The sequence below is a fragment of the Acidiplasma cupricumulans genome, assembly GCF_001402935.1.
Classification (GTDB): Archaea; Thermoplasmatota; Thermoplasmata; order Thermoplasmatales; family Thermoplasmataceae; genus Acidiplasma; species Acidiplasma aeolicum.
Window position 1 is genome coordinate 1 of the sequence record NZ_LKBH01000307.1, and the last position, 6,892, is coordinate 6,892.

Sequence of the window (6,892 nt, forward strand, 5' to 3'; positions counted from 1 at the left end):
TAGTCATCTCTTCTTACAATGTTTTTTGGACTTCCATTAAGAAAGTTTTTTATATTCTTGCAGGCATAAATAAACTGCTGTTCGATGTTATCTGACATGCCACCTATATGCGGTGTTATGATCACATTATCAGGTATTTTTTCATTTATTTTTGGTTCATCCCACCAGACATCAGTGAGATAATATGCGCTGCTATTATTTAAAAAATCAATCATGTCACTATGATTCACTATTTCAGCCCTGCCGACATTTATTATTGCATAGCCATTGAACTTTGAAAGCAAACTTTTATCAACAAAATTCCTTGTATATTTATTTAAAGGCAGTGATATTAATACAAAATCGGATAATTTCATTAATTCATCTGGCATCTTAAACTCAGATATATCATCAGGTTTATAGGTTCTTGTATATGCTATTATTTTCATGCCAAATGCATTTGCAAGTCCTGCAACATGTCTTCCAATTCCACCATATCCAAGTATGCCCAGGGTTTTGCCGTTTAAAACAATGTATGATTTATCATCAAGCCTTTTATAAATGCCATTGTGCAGCTCTGTATTTGACTGGCAGATTTTTCTGGTAAATGCAAGCAAAAGTGCCATAACATGCTCTGATACCGGCACAGACCATGCATCGGCATTGCTTGCCATCTTTATGTTTTCTGGTATTAATGAGAAATCCACATGGTTCACACCAGCAGATACGCTCTGCATAAATACTGTTTTCTTTGACGGTTTGGGCTGCCCTATGAAGAGCACTATGTCGGCATCATCAGAATATCCAGAAACGGTTTCGCATCCTGTGATTTTTCTGCATATTTCATTCATTTTTTCTTTTATTGAATTACCCAATATTGGGGTGTTAACCTGTACCGAGATTTTCATTATTGCATAGTTTATTATTGTTTTAAAAGTTTTTGAGGCAGGAAAATATTTTGGGGTTTTTATGGTTAAAGCAGGAAAACATGGCTTAATCCATAGAAAATTCAGATATTATCATGCAATAATTAATGTTTTGTTAATCCCTGTTCAGTGAACATGTCATGCAGTGCGCCCCGCCATACCCGCCGGTAATCTCGCTTAAATCTATTTTAATGACATCTATGCCGGCATCAAAAACCTTTTTGCTGTCCGGAAACATTCTCCCTGAATTCTCCATGTCGTGAATTGCAATATTTTTTGTATAACTGTCAAGGGCATTTGTTTCAATTAATTTTTTTAGAACCTTTCTTGAATCCACGGCAATTATTTTTCTGTCATTCAGTGTTAAAAAATTTGATGAGTATGCAATTTGCTCGCCAACATCAAGGTCTATAACATTAAATTCCTTGGATTTTATGTAATCATATAAATTTGTTTCATGGTCCTTTTTATAACCATCCCCGGTTTTTACATAAACATCTCCATGTGCAAGTTTTGCAAGGTGCACCGATGTTATCGCAAGGCCATCACCGGCAATGTTGAAATACGTATCAAGGTGCATGTTTATCATGACATTGCTGGCATCAGAGAACTCATATGCAGGATTCCTGACAATCATAATCTCATCGAAATCAATAACGCCAGACCCAATGGCCTCAATGGCACCTGTAATGTCCGTTCTATTCCCTGTGCCTATGAGGGCAAAATCGCCGGCAGGGATAAAATCACCACCCTCGAAAAAACCATCATTAATTTTATTTACATTTTCATTGTATATATCCTTAAAGATAAACTCCATAATTTCAGGTTCAGCATCCCTCTGGCGCATTCGCATTCTTCCCATCAATATGCCGCTGGAAACTGCCTGCTGGTCTCTCATAAAATAGAGATTGGCCAGTGGAAGATTGGAATCGACAGTCGGATACTTGAGGGAATTAATATAATTATCCAGATTAATTGAAAATTTCATTAAAATTGCATTAAAAAGTGATTCTGAATCAATATGATCTATGTTTTTTTCCAGATAATTCCTTGCTTCAAGTGCGGCCCGCTGGTTGCCTGAAAAGTTTATTTTAGACAGTGCAATATCCTCCAGTTTTTTCCTGAAATTCTTATCATCCTCTGATTTTTTAATTACAATATCCTTTAAAATGTCCACATGGACACCATTTTCCCTGAGCACATTAACAAGATTCTCATGCTCTCTTACAGCCATTGAATATTTAAAAGGCCTCTCAAAAAGAAAGTGTTTTGGGGCAAAAAGCGCATATGTTACCTCATTGCCCGGGGAGTGCATAACCACATTTTTTAAACGTCCCCATTCCCTGTCTATTTTCATGTGCTAAAATAATATATTGTCTATTAAAATTTTGGTATGAAAAATAATATTTAATAATCTTTTATTTTAAATATGGATTATTTTTTATTTCTCAGGTATGCATCATCCCCTGTTATCCAGTCTGTTCTTATCGGTGAAAATATATCAATATCAAGTGTGTCCTCAATGGCGACTGCCTCGTGCTTAACATTTGAAGGTATTCTTAAAATTTCACCCTCTCCGACGGTAATTTCAGAGCCATTTATCCTGAATTTTAATGCACCCTTCATAATCCATGTCATCTGCTCATTTTCATGGCTGTGTTCAGGCACAACAGCACCCTTTTTTATCTCAAGCCGGGCTATCATTACTTTATCGCCGTAAATCATCTGCCTTGATAACAGGTCGGTAAGGTTTTCCTTTTTAACACCATCCCATGTAAATTTTGTTAATTCAGTCATTATTAATTGTAAACCATATCATTATAAAAACTTTATGAGAAAAACTTTTTCATTTATTTACCAATTTTTGGACTAAATAAAATTATTAATACACCTTATAACATTAAACATCATGATATCTTTAAAAAACAAAAATGGTATAGTATGTGCTGGAAGCAGCGGCATAGGTGCGGGTATTGTATCGGTTCTTGCATCATATGGTGCAAATATAACCACATTTTCAAGAAACACTGATAAATTATTAATGGTAAAGAACGAAATACTTAATAAAACCGGAAATGAGATTAACATAATAAAGGCTGATCTTTCCAGTAAAAATGACTTATTAAATGTTATAAAATCCTCAAGGGAAAGGTATGGAAGCATAGACTTTCTGGTAATGAACTATGGAGACCCAAAGGTGGATGAATTTTTAAATCTTTCTGATGATGACTGGGAATACAATATAAACATGATGTTAATGTCAACGATTAATCTCACAAAATGGGCCCTTGAGGATATGATAAAATCAAAAAATGGCAGGATTATCTATGTTACCTCCATGACAACAAAGAATCCCCTAAAAAATTTTGCCATATCAAACACATTAAGGTCAGGCATAGTTGCACTGGGAAAAACATTATCAATAGAGCTGGCTCCAAAAAATATAACAGTTAATTCAATTTCACAGGGATATTTTTACACTGACAGGCTAAAAAACATTATAAGGAAAAATGCAAGGGATTTAAATATTGATGAAGCTGATGCAGAGAAATCAATACTTGAACAGATACCTGCAGGGCGTTTTGGTAATCCCGAGGAAATAGGCCATCTTGTTGCGTTTTTATTATCCGATGATGCATCGTACATAACTGGAACAAACATACAGATAGATGGCGGGGCGGTGAAATCAATTTAATAAACATATTTTAATTTTAATAATATTAAAATATTATTTTTTAATGTAAATCCATATGATACCAAGGGTAATGACCGTGGCCAGCACGGATTCAGGCGGTGGGGCTGGCATTATGGCGGATTTAAAGACTTTTACCGCAATGAAGGTTTTTGGCACGGCCGTTGTTGTTTCACTAACCGCACAGAACAGTGTTTCTGTTAAATCAATTTATGAACTGCCAGTATCATTTATAAATGATGAGATGGATGAAATTCTTGATGATATTGGCACAGACGCCTCAAAAACCGGCATGCTTTATTCATCAGAAATTATAAACGCCGTTTCTGAAAAATTTAAACAGTATGACGTAAAAAATATTGTTGTTGACCCTGTTATGGTTTCAAAAACCAATGTCAGGCTGCTGAGGGAGGATGCAATAGATGCCATGGTTAATAATCTTATGAAAATATCATATTTAATTACGCCAAACATACCTGAGGCCGAGGTCATATCAGGTCAAAAAATAAACAATGCAATGGATATAAAATCTGCCGCAAGGGCAATTTATGAGAAGACAGGCACCAATGTACTAATTAAGGGCGGCCATTACAATGGATATTACTCAGATGATATTCTCTATGACGGCCATGATTTTTACAGCTTTAAGGGTAAAAGAATAGAAACAAAGAATACACACGGCACCGGTGATACATTATCAGCATCCATAGCATCATATCTGGCAGGCGGCCACAATCTTTATGACTCTGTATCCATGGCCAAAAAATATATAGAGGGTGCGATAAAATACTCATTTCCCATGGGAAAGGGTTATGGTCCGCTTAACCATTTCTGGATGATAAAATGACAGGAAAAATATCCAAAAAATTTTTTGATGAGAATATAATATCAAGACTCGGTTCAGAATCAGATGACATAGTGGTTAGGCCTGAAAATGGTGTGGATGTTGGCATTATAAAATCGGGTGATAATTATATAGCGGTGACGACAGACCCCGTATCCATTAATATAAACTTTGGGCTTGAAAGGGCTGCATGGTTTGCATTCCATATACTTTTATCGGATCTTTACACCGCCGGCATGAGGGGAGGATACATGAGCATAGACCTTAATTTACCCTTAAAGATGACCGATTCAGAATTTAAAATTATCTGGGATGTAATAAACAGGGAATGCGAAAAATATGGAATATCCATTATAGCAGGTCATACAGCAAGATATTCAGGGACAGATTATCCAATGATAGGCGGTGCAACACTTTTTTCCATAGGCAAAAAATACATTACAACAAAAAATGCCAGGCCTGGAGACAAAATAATACTTGCCGGCAGTGCGGCCATGCAGACAGCATGCATGCTTCTTTATGCATTTCCGGAATATTCAAAAAATAAACTTGATGATAACACCATAAATGAAATAAATAATCTATTTTATAAACTTACATGCGTCAATGCCGAGATCATTTCAATTAATTTTGGAATATATAATAGGGTCACATCAATGCATGACTGCACCGAGGGTGGAATATTAAATGCGGCATATGAGATAGGCATGGCCTCAGGCAACGGCATTTATATAAATGCTGATAAGATTTTAGTATATAATTCTGTTAAAAGAATCTGTAAAATTTTTAATATTAACCCATTAAGGACAATAAGCGAGGGGACACTTCTTATAACTGTCAGGCCGGAATATGCCGATGACCTGATTTCACAGTTAAATAAGGGTGGCATAGATGCATCAATAATTGGTGAGGTTCTTGATAAATCCTCCGGCATTAAAATGGATTGCATGGGCAAAAAAATTGATATAAATCCGGAGGACGATCAGATATGGACAGCGCTTGAAAAATATAGGGAAATGGGGGTAAGATAATGGAAATTAAGGGTTTATATCTGGTAACTCCTGATTATTATAATGATAAAATTTTTGATATAACAGAAAAAGCGCTTAAAAACGGTGCAAATGTATTGCAGTACAGGGATAAAACAAATAATTATAAAATCAGGATGTATGCAGGGAATAAATTTAGAAAACTTGCCGATGATTATGGCATTCCATTCATAGTTGATGATGACCCGGTGTTAATGGAGATTATTAACGCTGATGGCGTTCATATCGGCAAGGATGATGTGCCATTTGAATTTTTAAAGGAAAAATATAGGGATAAAATCATAGGGGTATCAACATACGGTGACATTGACCTTGCATTAAAATACGAAAAGCTTGGTGCAAGCTATGTTGCCTTTGGATCCTTTTTTAACACCACAACAAAAAAGGATGCAACAATGTGTGATATAAATATACTTAAATATGCCAAAAACATTAAAATTCCTGTTTTTGCCATAGGCGGAATCACACTTGATAACGTTGATACGCTTTTAAGGTATTCAATTTCCGGCGTGGCAGTGGTTTCTGCAATATACTCATCAAACGACCCTGCAGCTGCCACCACTATGTTCATACAAAAATTAAAAGAATACAATAAATTATAATATTATTTATATATTGCCTCTTGGGTGCATATAAATGAAGATTGAGCAGGCCATGATCACACAGCTGATGGTTCTTTTAAATGTCAAAAATGGGAAGTACCGGCCATCAGAAATATCAAAGGAACTTGGCATAACACTCCAGGGTGTTGTTTACCACATGAAGATCCTAAGGGATAAGGGCTATATAGGAAGTGACAATAAAATTACCAAGGAGGGTTTTGACTTTCTTTACAATGGCCTGAATACAATAGAGGATTTTGTTCACAGCAGCCTTATAAATATAGATGCCTCACTAATCTGGGAGGCAATTCCGGATAGGGACATAATACCCGGGCAGAAGGTGTATTTATACATGCAGGATGGCTATCTTCATGCATCACCGGATGTTAAAACAGGATCATACGGTGTATCATGCACGAGGAGCAATGCTGGAAAATGTGCCGGGATTACAGGGGTTAAGGGGTTAATAGATGTTAAAAAGGCAAAGATAACAATAATGCTTTTAAAAAATATTGAAAAGATAGAAAATCTGTGCGATTATGAAAAAATTATTTTACAAAAAGTGTCCTCTGTGGAATATGACCTTGCCGGGTCCGTGGGGGAACTTGCATACACAGTATTAAGGGACGGTGGAATTAAGAATAACCTTGAATACAATGCCATAGGTGCAGGCTTTGAGGCCGCAAAAAGGGGTTACAGCACTTTAATATTAATATCTGACAGGTTATTCCATTTCACCATAAATGATATAAGGGAGTTGCAGGCAAAAAATCCTGAAATAGAAATAAATTATATACATA

Annotated in this window: 8 protein-coding genes; 5 read left to right on the plus strand and 3 right to left on the minus strand. The window is 35.9% G+C overall.

Annotated elements, in window-relative coordinates; genetic code table 11:
• The 3 genes from AOG55_RS08765 to AOG55_RS08775 form a co-directional block, all read right to left on the minus strand.
• On the minus strand, positions 1-887 hold an 887-nt coding region (locus tag AOG55_RS08765), incomplete at its 3' end, for a 2-hydroxyacid dehydrogenase (protein ID WP_055041182.1).
• Between the two features lie 133 nt (positions 888-1,020).
• Entirely contained in the window at positions 1,021-2,262 is a 1,242-nt protein-coding gene (locus AOG55_RS08770) for an arginine deiminase family protein (protein WP_048101047.1), read from the minus strand.
• A 77-nt stretch (positions 2,263-2,339) separates the two neighbouring features.
• Positions 2,340-2,702 (minus strand): cupin domain-containing protein, encoded by a 363-nt coding sequence (locus AOG55_RS08775; RefSeq protein ID WP_048101048.1) that lies wholly within the window; start codon positions 2,700-2,702, stop codon positions 2,340-2,342.
• A gap of 112 nt (positions 2,703-2,814) precedes the next feature.
• Between AOG55_RS08775 and AOG55_RS08780 the strand changes: the two genes are divergently transcribed.
• The 5 genes from AOG55_RS08780 to AOG55_RS08800 all read left to right on the plus strand — a co-directional run.
• On the plus strand, positions 2,815-3,600 hold the full coding sequence (locus AOG55_RS08780; protein ID WP_055041183.1) for an SDR family oxidoreductase: 786 nt from the start codon (positions 2,815-2,817) through the stop codon (positions 3,598-3,600).
• 55 nt (positions 3,601-3,655) lie between these two features.
• Positions 3,656-4,444, plus strand: a complete 789-nt coding sequence (thiD, locus tag AOG55_RS08785) for a bifunctional hydroxymethylpyrimidine kinase/phosphomethylpyrimidine kinase (RefSeq protein WP_048101050.1) — start codon at positions 3,656-3,658, stop codon at positions 4,442-4,444.
• Positions 4,441-5,472: an AIR synthase family protein gene (locus tag AOG55_RS08790; RefSeq protein WP_048101051.1), complete on the plus strand. Its 1,032-nt coding sequence runs from the start codon at positions 4,441-4,443 to the stop codon at positions 5,470-5,472. The genes thiD and AOG55_RS08790 overlap by 4 nt, the downstream gene beginning before the upstream one ends.
• Complete coding sequence (gene thiE, locus AOG55_RS08795; RefSeq protein ID WP_055041184.1) at positions 5,472-6,092, plus strand: thiamine phosphate synthase; 621 nt, start codon at positions 5,472-5,474, stop codon at positions 6,090-6,092. Before AOG55_RS08790 ends, thiE begins: the two co-directional genes overlap by 1 nt.
• 34 nt (positions 6,093-6,126) lie before the next feature.
• The coding region (locus AOG55_RS08800; RefSeq protein WP_055041185.1) for a transcriptional regulator at positions 6,127-6,892 on the plus strand (766 nt) is incomplete at its 3' end.

Coding starts and splice junctions, on each gene's coding strand:
- AOG55_RS08775 (WP_048101048.1), bottom strand. CDS start 2,702: ATGACTGAATTAACAAAATTTACATGGGATGGTGTTAAAAAGGAAAAC.
- thiD (WP_048101050.1), top strand. CDS start 3,656: ATGATACCAAGGGTAATGACCGTGGCCAGCACGGATTCAGGCGGTGGG.
- thiE (WP_055041184.1), top strand. CDS start 5,472: ATGGAAATTAAGGGTTTATATCTGGTAACTCCTGATTATTATAATGAT.
- AOG55_RS08790 (WP_048101051.1), top strand. CDS start 4,441: ATGACAGGAAAAATATCCAAAAAATTTTTTGATGAGAATATAATATCA.
- AOG55_RS08770 (WP_048101047.1), bottom strand. CDS start 2,262: ATGAAAATAGACAGGGAATGGGGACGTTTAAAAAATGTGGTTATGCAC.
- AOG55_RS08780 (WP_055041183.1), top strand. CDS start 2,815: ATGATATCTTTAAAAAACAAAAATGGTATAGTATGTGCTGGAAGCAGC.